The sequence below is a fragment of the Streptomyces sp. NPDC020597 genome (assembly GCF_044335095.1).
Taxonomy (GTDB): Bacteria; Actinomycetota; Actinomycetes; order Streptomycetales; family Streptomycetaceae; genus Streptomyces.
The window spans coordinates 101,042-121,879 of sequence record NZ_JBIRUL010000017.1 but is presented as its reverse complement, the minus strand read 5'-3'; the positions used below and the strand labels follow the sequence as shown (position 1 = coordinate 121,879).

Sequence of the window (20,838 nt, the reverse complement as noted above, 5' to 3'; positions counted from 1 at the left end):
GGAGCCAGCTGCCGGGGCGACCGAGCGCCCGGGCGGGCCATCAGGCGGCGACCGGCTCCCGAGCCAGCAGCCGCCGGATGTCCCGCACGGCTGCGCGCCCGGCCCGGTTGGCGCCCACCGTGCTGGCCGACGGTCCGTAGCCGACCAGGTGGACGCGCGGATCGGCGACCGCACGGGTGCCCTCGACGCGGATCCCGCCGCCCGGCTCGCGCAGTCGCAACGGCGCGAGATGGTCGACGGCAGCCCGGAAACCGGTCGCCCAGAGGATCACGTCGGCGGCGACCTGTCGGCCGTCGTCCCATGCGACTCCGTCCGGGGTGATCCGGTCGAACATGGGCAGCCGCCCCAGTACCCCGTCGGCCAGCCCCTGCCGGATCGCGTCGTTCAGCGGCAGTCCGGTCACCGAGACCACGCTCTTCGGCGGCAGTCCCTGCCGCACCCGCTCCTCCACGAGCGCGACGGCGGCACGGCCCGCGTCCTCGTCGAAGGGTCCCTCGCGGAAGACCGGCGGACGCCGGGTCACCCACGTGGTGGCGGCCGCGTACGGCGCGATCTCCAGCAGGTGCTGCGTGCCCGACGCGCCGCCGCCCACCACGACCACCCGCTGTCCGGCGAAAGCCTCGGGGCCGGGATACCGCGCGGTGTGCAGCTGCCGTCCCCGGAAGGTCTCCTGACCCGGATAGCGCGGCCAGAAGGGCCGGTCCCAGGTGCCGGTCGCGTTGATCAGCGCCCGTGTGGACCACACGCCGTCGGAGGTCACCACCAGCAGGCGCCCGTCGACGCCTTCCCGCACGGCCTTCACGTCCACGGGCCGCCGCACGCGCAGGTCGAAGGCGCGCTCATAGGCGGCGAAGTACTCGGCGACCACCTCGGAGGACGGCCGGGAGGGATCCGCGCCCGTCAGTTCCATGCCCGGCAGTGCGTGCATTCCGTGCACCTTGCCGAAGGTCAGCGACGGCCACCGGAACTGCCAGGCGCCGCCCGGCGCCGGGGCGTGGTCGAGCACCACGAAGTCGCGCTCCGGCTCGAAACCGCTGCGCCGCAGGTGGTAGGCCCCGGCCAGACCGGCCTGACCCGCCCCGATGACGACGACCTCGACCTCACGCACATTGTTCACGCTTCTACCAACGGCGCGACGGGCGTGGATCTTCCCCGAGCGCAGAAGGTCTCCGCCGGGCGCGTGCGCATCCGGCCCATGCGTCAGGATGGAGGGCATGTCAGACGCGTTCACCACCCGAGTCCTCCATGTGTCCTCCGGCTCCCGGGAGAGGGTCGTCGACCTCACCGGTGACTGCGAGGCGTTCCTGCGCGAGGCGGCCCACGGCCGCGACGGTCTTCTGAACGTCTTCGTGCCGCACGCCACGGCCGGCGTCGCGATCATGGAGACGGGCGCCGGCAGCGACGACGACCTGCTGACCGCCCTGCACACGCTGCTGCCGGCCGACGACCGCTGGCAGCACCGGCACGGCAGCCCCGGCCACGGCCGCGACCACGTACTGCCGGCCCTGGTCCCGCCCCATGCGACCCTGCCGGTCGTCGACGGGAGGCTGGAGCTCGGGACCTGGCAGTCCGTGTGCCTCGTGGACACTAACCGCGACAACGCCGACCGCCAGGTGCGTCTGAGCTTCCTGGGGAGCTGAGCCGCCACGGACGGGCTCATGAGCGCAGGGTGGCGCCCCGTGCGGATCACCGCCGGGGCGCCCGCGGGGGTTCGCGCGGCCCCGAGGCCGCCTGCGGCCCTTGCCGTCCGGGCGGTCTTCGCGATCCGCGCGGTGGCTGCGATCCGTGCGGCCAATGGGGCGCGAGCGGCGCGCGCGGCACGCGCGGCGAAAAGGTAGTGCGTTTGTGCACGCCGTGGTAGTCTGGACCTAGTTGCAGTTGTGGTTCCCGAATCTTCAAGTGCCTCTACGGCCGTAGCCGTGGGGCGTTTTTTGTATCTCCGGTGCTTATCCGGACGGGGTTCATTTGTGACAACACAAGAGGTTCGCACGGTGTGAACCTCTGGGCACTGCCCCGAAGGAGATGTGACATGGCTACTGGCACCGTCAAGTGGTTCAACTCGGAAAAGGGCTTCGGCTTCATCGAGCAGGACGGCGGCGGCCCCGACGTCTTCGCCCACTACTCGAACATCGCCTCGTCCGGCTTCCGTGAGCTCCAGGAAGGCCAGAAGGTGAACTTCGACGTCACGCAGGGCCAGAAGGGCCCGCAGGCGGAGAACATCACCCCCGCCTGATGCCGAAGCGCGCGCGATAACCGCGACAGCTGGGGTCCCACCGCTCGGTGGGGCCCCAGCTTGCTGCTTTCTGTGTTCCACCAGTACCACCAGGACACCGGTTCCAGCTCTCCAGCTCTCCAGCTCTCCAGCTGTCCAGTGGTTCCGTAGGAACGTCCCTTCGGAACGCTGTCATTCATGTATTCGGCTCGTACTTGCAATTCATCCGGCTCATATCTGTCGGGAATTCCTCGATGCGTGCCCTCGAGGAAGGTTCTCCGTGAGCCGTTCAGCTCGCTCGAACGACCGTTTCCGGCCGCAGGGCCGGGGGCGCACCGGCGCCGCTCAGGGAGGCGGCGGACGTCGCCCCGTCGCGCAGCAGGGGGAGTTCGCGCCGCCGGACACCATCACCCCGGCGCTTCCCGCTGTCACGGCCTTCGGCGAACTGGACCTGCCCGCCGAACTGCTGAACACGCTCACCGATCTCGGTGTGCACGAGCCGTTCCCGATCCAGGCCGCCACCCTGCCCAACTCCCTCGCGGGGCGCGACGTCCTCGGCCGCGGCCGCACCGGATCGGGCAAGACGCTCGCCTTCGGCCTGGCGCTTCTGGTGCGCACGGCGGGTCAGCGGGCCGAGCCGCGCAAGCCGCTGGCCCTGGTCCTCGTCCCCACCCGCGAACTGGCCCAGCAGGTCACGGACGCGCTCACCCCGTACGCACGGGTGCTGAAGCTGCGGCTCGCCACGGTGGTCGGCGGCATGTCGATCGGCCGGCAGGCCGGCGCCCTGCGCGCCGGGGCCGAGGTCGTCGTCGCGACGCCGGGCCGCCTCGCGGACCTCGTCGAGCGCAAGGACTGCCGCCTGGACCGGGTGAAGATCACCGTCCTCGACGAGGCCGACCAGATGGCCGACATGGGCTTCATGCCCCAGGTCACCGAACTCCTCGACCAGGTACGCCCCGACGGCCAGCGCATGCTGTTCTCGGCCACCCTGGACCGCAACATCGACCTCCTGGTCCGTCAGTACCTCCATGACCCGGTCGTGCACTCGGTCGACCCCTCGGCGGGCGCGGTCACCACGATGGAGCACCACCTGCTGCAGGTGCACGGCGCCGACAAGTACGCCGCCGCCACCGAGATCGCCGCGCGTGAGGGGCGCGTGCTGATGTTCCTGGACACCAAGCACGCGGTGGACCAGTTCACCAGGCACCTGCTGGGGAGCGGAGTGAAGGCCGCGGCACTGCACGGCGGCAAGTCCCAGCCCCAGCGCACCCGCACCCTGACCCAGTTCAAGTCCGGTCATGTGACGGTGCTGGTCGCCACCAACGTCGCGGCCCGCGGCATTCACATCGACGACCTCGACCTGGTCGTCAACGTGGACCCGCCCGCCGACCACAAGGACTACCTGCACCGCGGCGGACGCACCGCCCGCGCAGGCGAGTCGGGCAGCGTGGTCACGCTGGTGCTGCCCAACCAGCGCCGGGACATGGCCCGCCTCATGTCCGACGCGGGCATCCGGCCGCAGATCACGCAGGTCCGTTCCGGCGAGGCCGAGTTGAGCCGCATCACCGGCGCCCAGGCTCCCTCAGGCGTCCCGCTCCCCGGCAGCGGTGCGGCCACCGAGAGTCCGAAGCGCGGCGGGGCCCCCTTCCGCGGCATGGGCACCCGCCCCGGGAGGGCCGGCGGCGACTCCCGCAGGTCCGCCGAGGCACGCCAGATCGCCGAGGCCCGCAAGGCGGCCCGGATCCGGCGCGGCGCCTAGCCCGCACAGCGCGACAGCCCGCACGGGCCGGTACGGGCCCGTCGCGGTCGCCTCGGGTTCCTTCTCCGACGCGGAGGTCCGGTCGGCCCGTCGTTCACCACGACGGGCCGGCCCGTGTTCGTCAGCGGCGCGGACGTTCCAGGGTGAGGAGCAGGCCCTCGACCGCACCGGGGCCGATGCGGCCCTTGACGTCGGCGGAGGTGATCGCCTTCAGGGCCCAGCCGTCCTCGGCGTGCTTGTTGAGGACCTTCTCCAGCTTGTCGCTGTCCAGCGCGTCGCCGATCAGCGACTCCCGGAAGGTGACGACCTTGTACTCGAGTGCGTGCGGGTTGCTCATGTCTGGGGGCCTTCCTGCGGATGGACTGGCTGCCGGAACGGGACCAGCCAACCACCGGTCGGCGTCACCGGCCACGGCGGGGTACGGCTGCCGTTCCGGCGTTCGGGTGACGGTCGACGACCGCGGGCTGGTGACCGCGGGCCGGTGACCAGGACGCCGTCGGGCGCTGCGTTGTGGTGAGCACTCCCCGACAGGGCGCTTCCCGCCGCCCTACGGTCCCCCCCATGAAGTCCATGAAATCTATGACATCCCTGAAGCGCATGACATCCCTGAAGCGCATGACGGCCACGACGTCGGTGAAGACCGGGAAGACGAGTCCCGGCAGAGGCAGGACATGGCGACGCGCCGCGCCTGCGCCGGAGGTGTAGCCGAGGTGCGCCGACACGCCCTGCGCGGCGGATGTCAGGGAAGGCCGGCGGGATGGTTCACCGCATAGCTGGAGAGTTTGTTTTCGGTCGGTTTCCTCTGCAGAGCGGAATTCACCGGGTCGCCGACGATCAGGCCCGGCGTGCCCGGCTCGAAGGTGCCGTGAGCTGCCACGACGCCGATGTTCGAGCAGGCGGTGGCGGATGCCGTGGAGGCAGTGAGGGCGGTCCATCCGCCCCCGCCGACGAGGGAGAGTGCGGCGAAGCAAGGCGCATACGCATGGGAAGCCTTCGAGGATGCGGCGCGTGCGCGCCTACGGAAAAGGGAAGTCCCAAGGTATTCGCGTTTCTCGGAGGGGTGCTGTGGACGGGAATTCAGGTCCGTGATGCGTGCGGCGGCGTTCGCCGAACCGGTCATGTCCGCCTGGGGTGTTGTCGCCTGTCGCGTCACAGGCGCCTGCGAAAGTGGTTCTCGGATACGGCGGCGATGTCGCCGCGGCCCCCGGTGATCGCCGTCGCGTTTGCGGGAGATGAGTCCCGGCGGGCGCGGCTTCGTCCTGTCGTGACCAGCAATCGCCGACCGGGTCCCCTCACGTCTCCCGTCGGCCGCGGGCTGGTTCGTGCGGCCGGGTCGCGCCCCGGCCGTTTCCCCGTGGCCTGGGCCTGGGATAGGGTCCCCCCGGTTCCGGCTGCCGATCGACGACGCGCCGGTGGGGAGTGCCAAGGGGGCGGCAGAGCAGTGGAATCGCAGGTGGACGGCGGCGGATCCGTGGACCTCGACGGCGCGCGGTTGGAGTCGATGACTCTCGAACCGCTGCTGACCCGGGACTACGAGACGCGCCCTTCCCTCGTGTACGAGCGGCTGCGCCAGCGCCACGGCCCGGTCGCGCCGGTCGACCTGCTGGGCGTTCCCGCCTGGCTGGTCCTCGGCTACCGCGAGTCGCTCGAGGTGCTCCAGGACGACGCCGCGTGGCCGAAGGGGCTGGAGAACTGGCGGGCCCGCACGGAGGGCAGGGTGCCGGCCGACTGGCCGCTCGGACCGTCCCTCGAGGTCAACCACGTGCTGATCCAGGGCGGCCCCGGCTACCCGGCGCTGCGCACGGCGTGGGACGCGGCGCTCAAGCCGTTCCAGGATCCGCGCCATCCCCAGGCCAAGCGTCTGAAGGCGGCCGTCACCGCCTACGCCGACGAGCTGATCACTCTGGTGGGCCAGGCCGGCGGGACGGGCCTGGCGGATCTGTCCGCCCAGTTCGCCCGTCCGCTGCCGCTGATGGTCGCGAGCCGACTGCTCGGGTTCCCCGGATCCCAGGGCGACGACGCGCTGATGGACATGTGGCGGGTGCTGGACGCGGGCCCGGACGCCGAGCCGGCGCTGGAGCGCCTGCTGGCGGCGCTCGCGGAACTGGCGGCGGTGAAGGTGAGGACGCCGGGGGAGGACTTCCCCTCGTACCTGCTGGCGGCCCATCCCGACCTGTCGCTCGACGAGTTGGCCCGTGAGCTGTTCATGCTGCTGGGCATGACCTCCGACCACGTCGGCATCCTCATCTCCAACACGGTGGTCGAGGTCATCTCCGGCGAGGGCGGCGGCGCGCGGGCCAGCCTGTCCGCGGGCATGGTCCGGGAGAGCATGAACCGGGTGGTCATGCGCAAGCCGCCACTGGTCAACTTCGTGCCGCGCTTCGCGGCCGCGGACACCCCGCTGGGCAACCACGTCATCCGGGCGGGCGACCCGGTGTGGGTGTCCTCCGCGGCGGCGCACGCCGACCCGCTGTTCGCCGGTCATGTGGAGTCCGGCACCACGGTCAGCACACGGGCGCATCTCGCCTGGGGCGCCGGCCGCCGCCAGTGCCCGGCGCGCGAGCTCGCCTCGACGGTCGCGGCGGTCGGCGTGGGCCGGCTGTTCGAGCGGTTCTCCCATCTGGAGCTCGCCCTGCCCGTCGACCAACTGCCCTGGCGTTCCTCGCCGTTCATGCGGGGCCTGCGCTCGCTCCCGGTACGGTACGAACTCGCCGCGACGCCCGGACCGCAGCCGAGCCCGGCCCCGGACACGGATCCTTCCGAGCCGACGGCGGATTCGACGGCGCCCGACCCGACACTGCCGGACCCGGCGATCCGGCAACGCTCCTCGCTCTGGCGCTACTTGACGGGCCTCATCGGCGTGGGCCGCTGAGCCGGCGGCGGGCGGCGCCAGCCGCCCGCACCGATGAGGGCAGCGCGCCTCAGCCCATGCTCTTCGCCCCGTCGATGGCCTCGCGGATGATGTCCGCGTGCCCGGCGTGCTGGGCGGTCTCGGCGATGATGTGCAGCAGGACCCGGCGGGCCGTCTGACGCGCGCCCGGCTCGAACCAGGGAGCCGGGGGCAGCGGCTGCTCGGCGTCCAGGTCGGGAAGCGTGGTGAGCAGCTCGTCCGTGCGGTAGGCCGCCTCGGCGTACTCCTTCAGCACACCGGACAGCGTCTCGCCGGGCAGCATCCGGAACTCGGCGGCCCGCGCGGCCCAGTCGTCCTTCGTCATCTTCGTGAAGTCGGGCATCGCCGAAGGGCCTTCGAGGATGAAGCCGACCCAGTTCCGCTCGACGGAGGTGACGTGTTTGATCAGCCCCCCGAGACACAGTTCGCTCACCGTGGTGCGCTGTCCGACCTGCTCGTCGGTGAGGTCCCGCGTGGTGAAGCGCAGGAAGTGCCGGCTCTTGGTCAGTGCTGCCAGCAGGTCGGCGCGCTCGCCGGTGAGGGACGGGGTGAGGGTGGGGGAGTCGCTCATAGTTCTGTCCTCGGTCGATCCTGTTCCGCGGTCGAGGACCACAGTAGGAGCGATTGAGGTCAGATCCTGACCTAAAACGCCGGGGCGGTCACCTCCCTGCCGGACCCCATGCCGCCGCGCACAGTGCTCGTTCGACCTCGCCGGTGTAGAGGGCGGACGCGAGCCATGCGCGGGCGAAACGGTTCGTGTCGGCGGGGAGCAGCCGGCCGAAGGCGTCGCGGGAGCGGTCCGCGGCGGCGGCCCCCAGTTCGTCCAGGAGGTCGCCCGCGGTACCGAGGCCCACGCGACGCAGCCGGGAGCCGTCACCCCTCCCGCCGCTTGGGAGGGCCAGCACCCGGCGGCCCCCGGACACGGTCTGGTGCACGCGCCGGCGCAGCAGGTGCAGCGGGGCCTCGTCCGCCACGGGGACGGCGCCGGGCGCGGGGACGTCCGTCACGCCGGGCAGGTCGGCGCGGCGGAGACGGTCCAGACCCAGGTCCACCCGGGCGTCGGACCCGCTCGGGTGCTCGGCGGCGAGCAACTGAGCGCGGGGGAGCGGCCCCGGGGTCAGTCGGACGACGATCCGCAGGCGGCTCCCACGGGCGGCGGCCAGCAGACGGAGGTTGTCGCGGTAGGGCAGGGCCGGGTGGTCGTGGGCCGCGACGAGCCGCAGGGCTCGCCCCTCGCAGTCGGCGAGCAGGCACTCGCCCGTCGCCTCCCGGGCCGCGCCCGCGAGGGTCACCGTGAGGAACAGCAGGTCTCGGCCACCGGCCAGGGCCCCGGCGACCTGCTCGGCGACGGGGACCTGCCACAGCCGGTCCAGCGGTTCGGCGCTCCAGAGGGCGCCGGAAGCGCGCACCGCCCGCACGCGGGCCCCCGCGCCGAGCCGGCCGGTCGGGGAGACGGTCGCGCCCGACACCGCGAGGCCGGCGCGCGCCAGCTCACGGTGGGTCAGCGCGGTGTCGCCGATCCGCACGGTCCGGTCGGCGGCGCCGGTCGCCCGGCCGGGACCGCCGGGAGCCACGTCGGAGACCGTGTACAGGCGGCCCTCGGCATCGGCGGTCCAGGTGACGGCCCCCGCGTGACCGGTCGCCGTCAGGACGGGCTCGGAGAAGACCCCGTACAGGCGCAGCGATCCGTCCGGCGTGTACGGCTGCCGCACCGTCCCGCGCAGTTCGGCCAGCGCCGCTCCGCTCGCGGACGGGAGACGGTGTGCCACGGCGAGGACGTCCCTCAGCGCGTCCGCCAGTTCGGGCAGCCGGTAGGCCGGGTCGGCGGAGCGGGCCGCGCGCACCCCGGTGACCACGGAGACCGCCGCTGCGGCGGCCCGGGGCAGTCCCGCGAGTCGCGCGGTGTGCGCGGCACGCAGCAGCGCCGCCTGGAGCACCGCGCCGGACCCGTCCGTCCCGGCGTCGAGCACGGCGGCCGCCGCGTCGAACACGGCTTGCACGGCTGTGAGTTGGGCGGGCGTGGGGAGATCGACGGCGGGCGCGTCTCCGGCGTCGGGCGCCTCGACGGCGGGGGACGCGTCGGGGGCCAAGGACGCGTCGGGAACGGTGGTCCCCGCCGCCGAGCCCGGCCCCGGCGACTGCTCTCGTGCGGGTCCGTCCCAGCGTGCCTGTTCGGGCTCCTGTCCGGGCGGGAGCGTCGCCGCGGCGGCCGGGACGTCCTGCGCCACCGGCGCGGCCGAGGCCGCCGCCGCACGGTGCAGACAGTCGGGAGCCAGCAGACAACCGCAGCGGATCGCGTCCGCGCTGCTCACCACGCCGTCCGGGGCGTGCAGTTCGAGGTCGGTCTCGTCGTCGACGGCGATCCGCACGGTGTCCCCGTCCCGAACGACCGGACGAGCCGCCAGCTTGGCGATGCCCGCGTCCAGACGCTTGCGCAGCCGGGGCGACAGCGCCTCGACCAGGTCGGCGGTGACGGACGGGGCGACCGGAGGCAACAGTTCCGGGCTCATGCGATCTTCTCCCCTACCCAGCGGGCGAGTTCGAGCGGACTGAGGGCGGCGACGGGCATGCCCGCGGCGACGAGCTGCCCGGCCACGCCCGTGGAGTAGCGCGGCCGGCCCGAGTCGTCGAGACTCGCGCAGCCCAGCACATGGCAGCCCGACCCGACGAGCGCCCGCACCTCGGCGAGCAGCCCGCCGAGCGGATAGCCCTCCTCGAAGTCGCTGATGACCACGACGAGGGTCCGGGACGGCACCGTGACGAGCTCGCGGGCCTGCCGCAGACCCGCCGCGATGTGCGTGCCGCCGCCCACGCTGACTTCCAGCAGCAGCGACAGCGGGTCCTCGACGTGACCGGTGAGGTCGATGACCTCCGTGGAGAACGCCAGGAAGTGGGTCGACAGCGTCGGCACGCCGGCCAGCACCGACGCCGTCAGCGCAGCCCACACCGTGGACGCCTCCATGGAACCGGACACGTCCGTGACCAGGATCAGCCGCCAGTCCGCGGCCCGCCGCGCCCGGCTGCGGAACACCGGGCGCTCGGGGACGACGCGTACCACGCCGTCCGGTCCGCGCCGTGCGGTCGTCAGGTTGGCGCGCAGGGTGCGCGGCAGATCGAGACCGCCGCCGGGCCGTCGGCTGGGACGCGGCAGGGCCGTGCCGTGCAGGGCGGGACGCAGCCGTGTGGCCAGCTCCCGGGTCAGTTCGTCGACGAGTCGGCGCACCAGAGGGCGCAGCGCGGCGAGCCGGGCCTCGGGAAGCCCGCCCGCGTGCCGCAGCACCGTGTGCAGGAGTTCCACCGAGGGGCGCACGCTGTCCGCGTCCAGCTCCGCGAGGACGTCCTTGCGGCCCGACGCCGCGGCCGCCGCCAGCACCTCCTCCCGGATGCCCGGTCCGAACAGCGCGGCCAGCTCCTGCGACCACTCCCGGGCCCCCGGATACGGCGCCTCCCGCCCGCCTCCGGCCCCAGGGCCCGTCAGATCCCCTCGGCTGCCCTCGCCGCGCCCGCTGCCGTACAGCTCGTCCAGGGCCGTCGCCAGCGAGCGGGCGGACGCGGGCAGCCGGTCGGCGCGCCGCCCCAGCACGAGCCGCCACCGGTCGTCGGCGGCGAGGCGCCGGTCCTCGTCGCGGGGCGCGTCCCCGTCGTCCCCGTCGTCCCCGGCGGGGTGGAGGACGGCCTCGGAGGCGGCGGGGTCGGAGGCGACGGCCGTGGACGCCGCCGTCCCGGCGTCGGGCGCCGTCCGGCCGTGGGCGTCCGGCGCCGGCAGCAGGCCCAGCGTGCGCAGGGCGTCGCGCGCGACGAGGTCCGCCTCGGCCCAGACGGCGAGCGCGACCGGGTCGACGCCCTCGGTGTCCCCGATGCGCCGGGCGCCGAGGCGCTCCTCGACGGAGGCGAGGAGCCGGTCGCGGGCCGCGGGGCTCAGGGTCTCGAAGCCGCCCCGCAGCGCCGGAAGCCGGTCCAGGAACTCCCGGTCGGGCAACCCGGCGACCCGGTCGAGCAACGGCGTCAGAGCGGGTGCCGCGGCCTCCAGGAGGGGGCCCGCGGCGGTCAGCAGCCCGCTCAGCCGGGCGGTCAGGGCCGAGCGGGAGTCGGGGTCGACGGCCCCGTCGACCCAGGACGCGACCCGGTCGCCGAAGGCGCGCGCGTCCTCCTGCCCCAGCAGCACCCGGACGGCTCCCGCGGCGCCGCGCATCAGCGGCGAGCCGTCGGCGGCCAGCCGGGCCAGCGCGTCGGTGAGCCGGACGCCGCCCAACAGGTCGGCCCGATGGGCGAGTTCCAGCAGCGCGTGGGCGTCGGCCGGGTCCTCGGACCCGGTCAGCCCGTCCACCTGACGCACCGCCGCCGAGGTGAGCAGCTCGGCCACGGCGGCCGCCCGTGCCGTGCGCCCCTCGTCGGCGCCGAGCCCCGGGACATGACCGGCGCGCAGGCGGTCCGACAGGGCGAGACCGGCGAGGAGCTCGGGAAGCGTGCCGGCCTGCGGCAGCACCTCGGCGACGTCGTCCAGCCGCTCGTCCGCGAGCACCGGCAACCCGCACTCCGCGGCCTCGGCGAGGCCCCGGAGGACCTGGGCGGCGGTCGACCCGCCCTCCTCCCGTTCCGTGCGCAGCCGCTCCCGGAGCACGCCCTCGGCGGCCTGGGCCGCCGTGACGCCCCGTACACCGGCCGCCGTCAGCATGGCCGCCGTCGCCGGCGTCCAGCGCACCTCCCAGCGCGAGGTGAGGGCCTGCGCGCCGCCCGCGCCGGCCACATCCTTCGCCTGCCCGTACGGCACTCCGCACACCGCGAGCCGCCGCAACAGCAGATCCCGGCGCCGGTCGAGATCGGAACGCAGGGGGTCGAGCCGCAGGTCCCGGACCGCGCCGGAGCCGTCCTGCGGACCCGGCAGGCCGAGCGCGGCCGTCTCGGCCTCGACCGCCGGGGCCAGCCCGCAGCGCGGCGCGTCCGGGGCGGGCCGTCCGGTGCGCGACCCGATGAGCACCCGCTCCATCGCCCGTGCGACGGCCCGTCCCCGCCCGTAGGGCTCGCCCTGCGCGAGGACCGTCTGCACGGCCTCGACCAGCTCGCCCCGGCCCGTCGCGGGCAGCCCCCGCAGCCGGGCGAGGTCCGAGGCCAGCCGGCTGATCTCGCGCGCGTCCGCCGGCCCGGACGGATGTCCGAGGCCGCGCAGTTCCGCGCAGATCCGCACGGCGGCCCGGACCAGCGCATCCTCCAGCGCCGCCGGATCGCCCGCCGCCCGCAGCACCGTCTCCTGCCACTGCGGATCCCGGATTCCCGCCGGATACCCGGACCGTTCGTCGAGGAGGGCGTAGGTGTACGGGATGAGCGAGGTGATCCAGGCGGCCCGGCCGCCGGCCGGGTCGCCGCCCCGGCCGGGTGCCGTCGAAGGAGTGCCGTCACCCCGCTCGGCCGCGGCCCGCCGCCGCTCCGCCCGCCCGTCCGTGTCCCCGTCTCCGCCGGCGAGGGCCGCTGCGGTCAGAGCCGGCGCGTGGAAGGCGCCGACGACCACGGCGGCCCGCTCGCCGTGCGCGGTGGCCTCGGCGATCCGCGACCGCATCCACCGCTCACGTCGCAGATCCAGCTCCGGCACCCCGCCGCCGGCGGCCGCCTCCTCGCGCAGCGCCCACCCCGTCAGCAGGGCCGCCCGGCGCAGCGCCTCGGGCGGCGAGCCCGGCGCGGCGGCCTCGACGAGCCGGTCCCACAGATCGTCCCCGGGGCGGCCGGTGAGCCCGGCCCGCAGCGCGCCGGTCAGACCGAGGCCCGCGCCCTGGGCCGTGCCGTCGCGCCCCTCGCCCCATGCCCGGTCCGCGAGCGGGAGATCGCAGGCGATCAGCGGGACGCCGTGCCGGGCGGCCCAGCGCACGGCGGCCAGCTCGGGTGAGAAGTCCGCGAACGGGTAGAACGCCGGGCCCGCGCCGGCCCGTCCGTCGCCGGGTGCGGCGGCGAGTGCGACGGGGGCCCGGGTCTCCTCGTGCCCGAGCCAGCCCAGCCACTCCTGCATCTCCGCCGGCAGTTCGACGAGCACCACATCGGGGCGGGCCTCGTCCAGCAGCGCGGGCACGGCGGCGGCCAGCGAGGGCGCGTGGTGCCGGACGCCGATGAGGCAGGGCCCGGCCGGGTCGGTGAGGCCGGCCAGAGCCTCGTCGGGGGACGCGGGACCGCCACGCGCACCGAGCGGACCGGGGGGAGCGAGCGGACCGAGAGAACCGGGGGGGCTGGGAGGGCCTGCGGAGTCCGGGAGGCCGGCGGAGTCCGCGGAGTCCGGGACGTCCGCGGCGGGGTGGAGTGACACGGTCGTCAGCCCTCCAGGACCGTGCGCAGGTCCCACAGGGTGCGCCAGGTGGCCGACCCCTGCTCGGCCCGGCGCCGGACGGGCCCGTCCCAGTAGCCGCGCAGCCGGGCCGCGTCGGCGGGGTCGTCCTTGCGGACCACGCCCAGCAGATGGCCCGGCAGCAGGCCGAGCACGTCACGGTCCCCGGGGAAGTAGGCCGCGGCCAGGGCCAGCGCGCCCGCGACGGAGACCGCCTCCGCCGTGCTCATCACGGTGGACGGCCGCTCCACCTCCCAGCCCTCCGCCGACCGCCCCTCGCGCAGGTCGCGGAAGGCCGTGACCAGCGCCTCCAGGACCGCGTCGTCGACCTGGAAGGGCGCACCCGCCCGCTCCACCGAGGCCCGCGCCTGGCTGCGCACCAGCGCGGTCTCCGCATCGAGGTCCGGGATCGGGCCGACCGTCTCGAAGTTGAAGCGGCGCTTGAGGGCCGCCGACATCTCCGACACGCCCTTGTCCCGCAGGTTGGCCGTGGCGATGAGGTTGAAGCCGGGCGCGGCGTGCGCCAACGCGTCGCCGGTGCCCGCCAGTTCGGGAACGGCCATGCGCCGCTCGGACAGCAGGGAGACCAGCGAGTCCTGCACCTCGGGCAGGCACCGCGTGACCTCCTCGACCCGCGCGATCGCGCCCCGGGACATGGCGGTCAGCACCGGCGAGGGCACCAGCGCCTGCCTGCTCGGTCCCTGCGCCAGCAACAGGGCGTAGTTCCAGCCGTACTTGAGCTGGTCCTCCGTAGTGCCGGCGGTGCCCTGCACGACCAGGCCGCTGGTGCCGCACACGGCGGTGGACAGCAGCTCTGACAGCATCGACTTGGCGGTGCCCGGCTCGCCGACCAGCAGCAGCCCGCGCTCGCCGGCGAGCGTCACCACGCACCGTTCGACCAGCGCACGGTCGCCGACGAACTTGCCCTCCACCGTCATCCGGCGCGGCGCCCCTTCGGGCGTCCGCGCGTCGTCGGGGAGCTTCAGGGCGCGGCCCTCGCTGCCCATGACGAACGTGACCACCGCGCGCGGGGTGAGCCGCCAGGCGGGCGGCCTCGGCCCGTCGTCGTACGCGGCGAGGAAGGCCAGCTCGGCGGCGTACCGGTCCTCGGGCGGGACGATCTGACGCGCGGGGACGGCTGACGGGGCGTCCGACGGGACGGGAGAGGACGGGGCGGTGACGGTCATCGGCGCGTGTTCTTCCAGGGGTGACGGGACGGTGGTCATCGGCGGCGGCCCTTGCGGGTGGCGCGGGTGGTGAGCTCCTCGTACGCCGGGGCGTCGCCCGAGCGGACGCGTTCCCACGCGCGGGCGAACAGCTCGGGCACCGGTACCAGCGGCACGGCACGCCCGTGGGACGGAATCGGGTACAGGACCTTCTTCCAGAGCTCCACCGGAAGCGCGGGGGACTTGAGGTCCAGCCACCCGCAGGGCAGGAACAGCGTGCGCCCCGCGCGCGCCCGTTTGGCCTCCACCACCAGGCCGCTCGCCGCGAGTTCGGCGCGGGCCCTCTTCGTGCGGGCCGGCTTCCAGCCGCTCCAGCGGACGCAGTTGCGGTCCGTTGGGTCCGGCAGCGCCAGCAGCTGGAGGTAGAGCGCCGCCGCGTCCTCGCCCAGCCCGTGGTGTGCCGCGACCTCGGCGACCAGCTCGGGCACGACGAGGACCGGATCCTGAGCGTGGCCACGCGGCCCCGCGGGATCGGCGCCGGCCGTGACCGCGCGGGTGAGCTCCTCGTCGAGGAGGGTCCGCAGCGCCCGCATCCCGAGCCCCCGGCCCTCGCCGACGAGCCCTTCCACCAGGCCGAACACCGGGTCGTCGGGAGTGCGCAGCGCGCCCGGCCTGACCAGCACGGTCTCCCGCTCGCCGTACCACGGGCGCAGCACCAGCGCCTCGCCCGCGGGTGTCAGACCGTGCTCGTCGGCGCCGCCCACCGCGGGCAGCCCGTACGCCTTGCGCAGTTCGACGGCGGCCGACGCGCCGGTGTCCGTCCATGCGAGGTCCAGATCCAGCAGCAGCTCCGGATCGGCGAAGCGGCGGCGGAGCGCGGCGAGAGCCCCCGGCAGGAGCGCCCGCAGCGGGTGCCCGTAGGGCAGCGCGTAGGCGAGGCCGGCCAGGGCGGCCACGGCCCGGGTCAGCTCACTGCGGCCGGGCAGCGCCGCAGGGTCCTCGGCGACGAGGTTGCCGTCCTTGTCCGGCCGCTGGACGGTGGTGCGGCTGATCCAGGGAGTGCGCCCCGGGTTGAGGACCTCCTCGACGGAGCCGGTGGCCAGTCCGGCGAGCGAGAGCTCGCCCGCGAGGTCCTCGGGCAGCCGGACGACTCCGCCGAGCCGCTCGGCCCACTCCCGGCCGGCCGCTGCCGTGTCCGGCCCGGCCGTCCACAGGTCCCCGGGGTTCACCGGCAGCAGCGCACCGATCAGCGCCAGCCGGTCGGCGGTTCCGACCGAGGACAGCAGGGCGTCGCCGAGCTCCTTCTGACGCGGCTTCAGACCGGTCGCGGCGATCACCTCCTCCGTGAGCTGCGCCGGCCGGCCGGCGATCAGAAGGGCCGCCTGCATCGGCCCCAGCCCCCCGCCCGTCGAGTCGGCGAGCACTGCGGGCGCCCCGGGCTGCCAGGGCGCCGGGCCCTTGTCCCGGACGAGCGCGGTGACCGCCCTCAGCGCCTCGGCGGGGAACGCCGCCGGACGGTCCGTCTCCCGCGTCAGGGTGAAGTGCGCTATCGCGCCGAAGGCGCCGGCCGGGTCGTGGTCCAGGGCGATCCAGTGCACCTGTCCGGACTGCCGGTCGACGTTCTGGCATCCGAGCACGACGACGGTTCGGCCGTCCCGGCGCAGGACCTGTCCGACCCGCTCCTGCTTCTCGTGCGGTTCGCTCAGCACGACCTCGCGCAGGACGCCGCCGGCCGCGGCGAGCGGCCCGTCCGCGACCGCCTCGCACAGCAGGAGCAGCGCCTCGCGGTGCGCCTCGGTCACCGTCGGCGAGGCGGCGCGGTACGCGAGCGGTCGCAGCACGTCCAGCAGCGGCGTCCACACCAGGCCGATGCCGGGAACGGTGAACTCGTCGCTGCGCCATCCGTCGGCGGCGCCGGCGGACCGGGCGGCCTCGCGCAGCGGTGTGCCGTCGGCGGGCTTCCCCGACAGCACGTGGTTGACCGAGCGGATCTGGCGCAGGGCGCTCCAGCGCACCTCGCTGCCCCACCACCCGTGCGTCTGGGCGAGTCCCGCCGTGGCCTCGCGCAGTGTCCGGTCGTCACCGTGCTCGGGCTCCAGGTCGGCGTACATGCCGAGGACGCGTCGGCTCTGCGCCTTCGGCCGGTCGTCCGGCGGCGTCACGAACGAGGCGGTCGACTCCGCGAGCCGCAGCACCGCGCGCAGCAGCGCGGCGACGCCCGTGACGATCCCAGGGTCGTCCAGCGAGGGCACTTCTGCGGACACCACCTGGCGAAGGACCTCGTCGGCGGGCGGGACGACGGCCCCGGCCTCCGCGGTTCCGTCGACCGCCCCGGCCGCCGCGAGTGCCGCCCGCCGCTGCGCCAGCGCCTCGGTCGCGGCCTTCACCAGGGCGGCCGACCGCTCGTCGGTCAGCGCGCGCAGCACGCCCGACCCGGCCGCGTCGCGCGGACGCAGCGCGTGCCAGAAGTCGACGGGCGGGACGAACCGGGTGCCCGCGGCGAACTCGCCGCCGCGCTCCATCGGCGTCACCCGGCCCAGCTCGCCGGCCGCGGACGGATCGTCGCCCGCGTACAGGGCGACCTGCCGGTGCAGCGCAACGGCGACCGGCTCGGCGCCGCCCGGCAGGCGCAGCGCACCGAGCAGCTCGCCCGGCGCCCGGCCGTCGGCCCGGGCGAGAGCGACGGTCCGTCCGTCCGGCGTCCCGGCGACCGTGCGCGCTTCGGCGCCCTCGCCCTCGGTGCGCACCCAGCGTCCGAGCACCGTGCCGTCCGTGCCGAACGGGCTCTGCTCCAGGCCCGGCAGCAGCGGTAGCACCTGGCACTGCTCCTGGCGCAGGGTCGCGTCCTCCCGGATGCCGGACCGCAGGAACGCGGGCAGCGAGGCGCGCCCGTGCGTGCCGGTGGCCGGGTCGTACTCGAGCCACACCTGCTGCCGGCCCTGCCTGCCCTGACGCCACAAGGCGACACCGTCGCCGAGCACGCGCCGGCCGGGCGGCAGGACGGTGTCGCCCGCGTGCAGGGTGCGCCCGCCGGTGGCGCGGCCGCCGCCGGGCAGCGGGATCGACGGGGCCCCGGCGCCGGAGCCGCCGTACCAGTAGTGGGGGATCTGCTCGCCGCCGAGCGGGAACACGTCGGCCGGCCGGGCCGACCAGTACCCGAACTGCTTGCCGTCCTGCCGCCACATCACCAGCAGTTCGCCGTCCGTGTAACGGAACGCCGGGCGCTGCCAGCGGTCCGGCTCCACGGGCAGCCGCAGGTCGTGCTCCAGCAGGATCTCCTGCGGGCCGACGACGAACACCTTGTGCTCGCGCGAGACGACCAGCGCGGGCCACGCCTCGTGGACGGTCATCGGGTTGTCGTGGTCGCGGCCCGGACTGGTCTCGGCGTCGAGGCGGCGCAGCGCCTCGTCGAGCGCGGGCCAGCACAGTTCGTCGAGAATGCCCGCCCGCAGCGTGTGCCCGAGCAGGAGGGCGACCTCGTGGGCGGCGACCGCGGCCACCGCCGCCGGGCTCACCCGTGCGGCCACCGAGCGGAAGGGGCGCAGCCGTTCCAGCGCCGCCCGTGCGGCGGGCAGGCCGACCGCCGCGGTCAGCTCCCCGGCCGCGTCCTCCAGCCACTCGCGCAGGACGTCGCCGAGCACGGGGTGCGCGGCCAGACCGTCAAGCACCCCGCCGTCCGGCCGTTGGTCCCTGAGAGCGCCGACGTCGGTGTACAGCAGACGCCGCAGGCGCGGGTCGGCGGCCATCGCCGCCAGGTCGCGCCGCTCGGGGCCCGGCCTGCCGATCCAGCCCCCCAGGGAGAGGAAGACGACCTCGTCCGGGCCGGGCAGCGTCAGCGGCACGCCCTGCGCCGCGCACAGGTCCAGCAGGTCCACGTCGGCGCCGGACCGCCAGCGTCCCGTGCACAGGTCCACGGGACGGCCCTGCTCGCGCAGGCGCGGCGCCATCCGTTCGACGAGGGCGAGCGTCGCCGGTGAGCGGTCGCAGACGTTCCCGCCGTGTTTGCGGTGCAGCGCCCAGCGGCCGAGCCAGTCCGCCGCGTCCGCCCCGTCCCCCGCCTCACCGGTGAGGAGCCGGTCGGCCCCGCACTCCACGAGCAGCGCCAGCCAGAACTCGTCGTCCTCGACCGAGCGCCCCAGGCCGGCCGGCATGATCTCCAGCAGGCGGCCGCGCACCTCGGGCCGCTGTCCGGCGAGGACGGCCAGGACCGGCCGGTAGGCGTTCCAGAAGGAGGCGGGGGCACGGACCGCCGCGGGCGACGCGAGCAGGTCGGCGACCAGAGCGCACTCCTCGGCGACCCGGTCGAGACCGGCGGCCTTGATCAGTCCGCGCGCGTCCTGCGGCAGCGAGGCGTAGGGCGGCATGCCGGCCGCGCAGCGCTCCACGGTCAACTGCCGGAACTGCGCCCAGGCCGCGGCCGGATCGAGCCGCGCGGCGAGCGCCTTGACGTGCTCCTTGAGGGCCTTGACGGTCAGCGCCCCGGCGAAGGCGAACTCCAGGAACACCGCCCGCTGCCGCTCCTCGTCGACCGCCAGCGCGTGCACCCGCTCCGCCTCGCGGGCCTTACCGAAGAACGCGGAGGCGTACGTCGTGTTCTCGTACTGCAGGAAGACGCGGGCCGCCTGCTCGTAGAACGTGGGAAGGAAGTGCGGCACGGCCCGACCGAGCCGGGCGCCGAGCTCCTCGAAGCCGTCCTTGGCGGTGCCGGGACGGGACTTGGCCTGCCGTGCGAGCCGTTCGACGTCCTTGACCAGCGCCAGTGCGTGGTGACCGTTCGCCGGGTCGTTGACCAGCGCCCAGGCGGGGAAGCCGAGCGTCTCCCGGCGCACCTGGCCGACCTCGGGCGTCTCCGCCCGGCGGGTCAGCCCGAGGAAGTCCAGAGCGAGGTCCTCGGCATCGCCGAGGGTGTGGGGCACGAGCCGCACGACCGCCCGGTCGCCCAGGGCGGGATGGGTGTACGCGCGGACCGTGAGGACGTCGGCGTCCTCACGGCTCGTGCTGCCCGGAGGCAGGACGGCGCCGGCGTCGAGCAGTACGGCCGCGGTGGCCTCGTCGTAGGTCGTCATGCCGCCCGCTCCTCGTCCTCGACGTCGCGTCCCGCGTACAGCGCGGCCGCCATCCGCATGCCCTCCGACCAGGCCACCGGCCCGACCTGACCGAGCCTCAGCACCCGGCCCGCGGAGTCGGTGAACACCAGGGGGCCGGTCTCCGCCTCCTCGTAGCCCTCGTAGTCGCCGACCCACACCCGGGCCTCGACGCTCCGGCCGTCCTCCAGCACGGAGCAGACGGCGTGACCGCCGCGCACGCGGTAGCCGAGCTGGGTGACCCGGCCGTGCAGGAACCGCTGCTCCTTGAAGGCGCCGCCCGCGTACTCCTCGACGGCCGTGTCCTGCGCGTCGAGCGCGGCGGGCCGCTTCCACACCTCGCGGAAGAGCTGCTGGGCGCGCTGCTCGACGCCGAGTTCGACGGCGAACTCCCGCAGTTCCTCGAGGTCGTCGAGGAGGACCGGGTGCGGGAGACGGACCAGGTCGGGGACGATGCGCACGGTGTCACCGTCGAGGTCGACCAGGCCGAGGCCGCGCTCCAGGTCGGCGTCCCGCAGGAACCCGGCGACCTCGCCGTCGGCCCCGGTGACGACCAGGTCGCGCAGGGCGGCCCGCCACGCGGGGTCGGGCCACACCCGCGCGACGACCTCGAACGGCACCGGGAGCGAACGCACCATCCAGCGCTCGACGTCTTCCAGGCACTGGCGCTCGTGCCGTTCCAGCCACTCGGTGAGCTGACGCAGCCCCACCACCGCCGGATCGTCGGCGATCTTCGGCGGTACGGACTTCAGGCGCCGTCCGGCCGCGTTGCGGCAGACCACCTTGCCGTCTTCGAGGGCGACTTCGTAGTCGCCGGCCGACACCCACCCCATGCGTGCCTCCCGCACCCGCAGTGATCAAGTGACGGGAACTGTAGGGGAGGCCACTGACATCGAGCCCGTGTGGGTGTCGACCTGGGGAAAAAGGCCCGGAGAAGGGATCGCGGGCGGTCGGTCAGCCCTCGACCCAGCCGTGGTTCTTGGCGAACTGCGCCAGCCCGGCCCGGACCTGCACGATCTGCTCGCCGGTGAGCGAGGGCGCGGCGGTCAGCAGCGCCTCGGTCACGTCCCGGACGAACTCCTCCGTGCTGAGGACGTCGCACAGGACGTCGTCGTCGGCGGCGAGGGGCTTGCCGTCCTCGCCCCGCGCGAGCCGCACCCCGGACGCCTTGGGGCCGCGCTCGCCGTCCTCGATCTCGAACTCCACCACGATGCCCCGGCGTACCTGGGACTCGGGCATCAGCATGTCGTTGACGTGCAGGAAGACATCCTCCCCGCCGTCGTCGGGAGCGATGAACCCGTAACCCCGCTGGCTGTCGAAGCGCACCACACGACCAGCAACCATCCCAACCCCCAGCAACCTCGAAACACCCACGTCGGTGAACCTGTGCAGATGGTAGTCAAAGCCACGGTGCGGGGGC

Annotated in this window: 14 protein-coding genes; 4 read left to right on the top strand and 10 right to left on the bottom strand. The window is 74.7% G+C overall.

Going from position 1 to position 20,838, the window contains the following annotated elements; genetic code table 11:
* Positions 1 to 40 precede the first annotated feature (40 nt).
* Positions 41 to 1,117, bottom strand: a complete 1,077-nt coding sequence (locus tag ACH4ZA_RS26650; RefSeq protein ID WP_398431997.1) for an NAD(P)-binding domain-containing protein — start codon at positions 1,115 to 1,117, stop codon at positions 41 to 43.
* A 97-nt stretch (positions 1,118 to 1,214) separates the two neighbouring features.
* Between ACH4ZA_RS26650 and ACH4ZA_RS26645 the strand changes: the two genes are divergently transcribed.
* The 3 genes from ACH4ZA_RS26645 (at position 1,215) to ACH4ZA_RS26635 (ending at position 3,971) form a co-directional block, all read left to right on the top strand.
* Positions 1,215 to 1,640 (top strand): secondary thiamine-phosphate synthase enzyme YjbQ, encoded by a 426-nt coding sequence (locus tag ACH4ZA_RS26645; RefSeq protein ID WP_398431996.1) that lies wholly within the window; start codon positions 1,215 to 1,217, stop codon positions 1,638 to 1,640.
* A gap of 389 nt (positions 1,641 to 2,029) precedes the next feature.
* Entirely contained in the window at positions 2,030 to 2,233 is a 204-nt protein-coding gene (locus ACH4ZA_RS26640) for a cold-shock protein (protein WP_151476138.1), read from the top strand.
* Positions 2,234 to 2,492: 259 nt separating this feature from the next.
* Positions 2,493 to 3,971 carry a DEAD/DEAH box helicase gene (locus ACH4ZA_RS26635; RefSeq protein WP_398431995.1) on the top strand — a complete coding sequence of 493 codons (1,479 nt, stop codon included), beginning with the start codon at positions 2,493 to 2,495 and terminating at the stop codon, positions 3,969 to 3,971.
* Positions 3,972 to 4,092: 121 nt separating this feature from the next.
* Here ACH4ZA_RS26635 and ACH4ZA_RS26630 read toward each other — a convergent pair whose 3' ends face one another.
* Both ACH4ZA_RS26630 and ACH4ZA_RS26625 read right to left on the bottom strand, forming a co-directional pair.
* Positions 4,093 to 4,308: a DUF4177 domain-containing protein gene (locus tag ACH4ZA_RS26630; protein WP_057582602.1), complete on the bottom strand. Its 216-nt coding sequence runs from the start codon at positions 4,306 to 4,308 to the stop codon at positions 4,093 to 4,095.
* A gap of 402 nt (positions 4,309 to 4,710) precedes the next feature.
* A complete protein-coding gene (locus ACH4ZA_RS26625; RefSeq protein ID WP_398431994.1) occupies positions 4,711 to 5,091 on the bottom strand; it encodes a hypothetical protein in 381 nt (126 codons plus the stop codon).
* Between the two features lie 321 nt (positions 5,092 to 5,412).
* On the opposite strand from ACH4ZA_RS26625, the gene ACH4ZA_RS26620 reads away from it, so the two are divergent.
* Positions 5,413 to 6,843 (top strand): cytochrome P450, encoded by a 1,431-nt coding sequence (locus tag ACH4ZA_RS26620; RefSeq protein WP_398431993.1) that lies wholly within the window; start codon positions 5,413 to 5,415, stop codon positions 6,841 to 6,843.
* 49 nt (positions 6,844 to 6,892) lie between these two features.
* Here the strand turns inward: ACH4ZA_RS26620 and ACH4ZA_RS26615 are convergent, their stop codons facing one another.
* The 7 genes from ACH4ZA_RS26615 to ACH4ZA_RS26585 all read right to left on the bottom strand — a co-directional run bounded on the left by ACH4ZA_RS26615 (position 6,893) and on the right by ACH4ZA_RS26585 (position 20,762).
* Positions 6,893 to 7,432 carry a DinB family protein gene (locus ACH4ZA_RS26615; RefSeq protein ID WP_398431991.1) on the bottom strand — a complete coding sequence of 180 codons (540 nt, stop codon included), beginning with the start codon at positions 7,430 to 7,432 and terminating at the stop codon, positions 6,893 to 6,895.
* A gap of 88 nt (positions 7,433 to 7,520) precedes the next feature.
* On the bottom strand, positions 7,521 to 9,371 hold the full coding sequence (locus ACH4ZA_RS26610) for a hypothetical protein (RefSeq protein ID WP_398431990.1): 1,851 nt from the start codon (positions 9,369 to 9,371) through the stop codon (positions 7,521 to 7,523).
* Complete coding sequence (locus tag ACH4ZA_RS26605; protein WP_398431989.1) at positions 9,368 to 13,150, bottom strand: DUF5682 family protein; 3,783 nt, start codon at positions 13,148 to 13,150, stop codon at positions 9,368 to 9,370. The genes ACH4ZA_RS26610 and ACH4ZA_RS26605 overlap by 4 nt, the downstream gene beginning before the upstream one ends.
* A gap of 5 nt (positions 13,151 to 13,155) precedes the next feature.
* Positions 13,156 to 14,355, bottom strand: a complete 1,200-nt coding sequence (locus tag ACH4ZA_RS26600; RefSeq protein WP_398431988.1) for an AAA family ATPase — start codon at positions 14,353 to 14,355, stop codon at positions 13,156 to 13,158.
* A 35-nt stretch (positions 14,356 to 14,390) separates the two neighbouring features.
* Positions 14,391 to 19,400 carry a hypothetical protein gene (locus ACH4ZA_RS26595; protein ID WP_398431987.1) on the bottom strand — a complete coding sequence of 1,670 codons (5,010 nt, stop codon included), beginning with the start codon at positions 19,398 to 19,400 and terminating at the stop codon, positions 14,391 to 14,393.
* Positions 19,397 to 20,251, bottom strand: coding sequence for a DUF4132 domain-containing protein (locus tag ACH4ZA_RS26590; RefSeq protein WP_398431986.1), 855 nt, complete (start codon positions 20,249 to 20,251; stop codon positions 19,397 to 19,399). Before ACH4ZA_RS26590 ends, ACH4ZA_RS26595 begins: the two co-directional genes overlap by 4 nt.
* Positions 20,252 to 20,372: 121 nt before the next feature.
* Positions 20,373 to 20,762: a cold shock domain-containing protein gene (locus ACH4ZA_RS26585; protein ID WP_351679483.1), complete on the bottom strand. Its 390-nt coding sequence runs from the start codon at positions 20,760 to 20,762 to the stop codon at positions 20,373 to 20,375.
* Between the last annotated feature and the right edge of the window lie 76 nt (positions 20,763 to 20,838).